Consider the following 1090-nt stretch of genomic DNA (forward strand, 5'->3'; position numbering starts at 1 on the left):
GAGGCGATAGTTAATGCTTATGCTTCTGGTGGCTATACGCAAAAACAGATAGGTGATCATTTTGGACTGCATTACTCACAAATCAGTCGCATTATAGCAAAATTCAAGACCTGACCCTTGCACCACTAAGACCTGACCCTTGCACCACTTGGGACCAGGTGATCATTTTGGACTGCATTACTCACAAATCAGTCGCATTATAGCAAAATTCAAGACCTGACCCTTTGACCCTTTGACCCTTGCACCGCTCTTGTGGGTTATACCGAGTGGCAATGTTTGGAAATAAAATGACAAGTTTAAGCCCTTTGCAGGCTATTGAGAATATAGAATATTATTCTATATTTGATTCGTTGGATAATATCGCTATCGGCACTCAGAATATAGCTGTTGGCACTCAATCCAGAATCAGTCGTGACAATTCAGTTTCGGTCATCATACCCAGTTACCAAAGTAAAGACACTATTAAAATCGCTATTGACTCTTTGACGAGGCAAACGTTAGTTAATCATCAATTATTAATTGTTAATGACGAGCTTCAAGATGAAGGCTTCGGACTCAATAATATTGAATTTACTCTTGAAAGCAGTTTGAAAATATATTCTCTCCATACTAACCAAGGCGCTTATGGAGCCCGTAATCACGGACTAAAACACGCGAAAGGCGATTTCATCACAGTCCACGATGCCGATGACTGGTCGCATCCGCAAAAGCTCGAGATGCAGATCAAAGCCTTGCTGGATAACCCCAAGGCGGTGGCCAGCGTGTCTCACTGGGCACGCTGTACTACAGACATGCAGTTTGAAACGCGGCCGGATGGCAGCATAGTGCACCGCAATATCTCATCTTTGATGATCCGCCGTGAAGTGTTTGAGCGCCTGGGTTACTGGGACCGAGTGTCTGTTAATGCCGATACCGAGTATTACTACCGGATACTGGCAGCTTATGGGCCGGACAGCATAGTGGAAGGGCGTTGTTTCCTAAATCATTGAACTAATCATCAGAACCACGATCAGATCATTAGAACTTTGAGATGGGTGACGATGATGGGTAAGGCAAAGTACAAAATCAGCAACTGGAAGCAATATAACCA

General features: G+C 43.9%; 2 protein-coding genes. Both read left to right on the plus strand.

Annotated features, from left to right (window positions below; genetic code table 11):
- Positions 1 to 6 precede the first annotated feature (6 nt).
- Positions 7 to 114 (plus strand): helix-turn-helix domain-containing protein, encoded by a 108-nt coding sequence (locus KU855_RS18695; protein WP_371316392.1) that lies wholly within the window; start codon positions 7 to 9, stop codon positions 112 to 114.
- Between the two features lie 173 nt (positions 115 to 287).
- On the plus strand, positions 288 to 989 hold the full coding sequence (locus KU855_RS18700; protein ID WP_218532795.1) for a glycosyltransferase family A protein: 702 nt from the start codon (positions 288 to 290) through the stop codon (positions 987 to 989).
- The last annotated feature ends 101 nt before the right edge of the window (positions 990 to 1090 follow it).

The organism is Shewanella sp. NIFS-20-20, from assembly GCF_019209865.1.
In the GTDB taxonomy this organism is placed as follows: domain Bacteria; phylum Pseudomonadota; class Gammaproteobacteria; order Enterobacterales; family Shewanellaceae; genus Shewanella.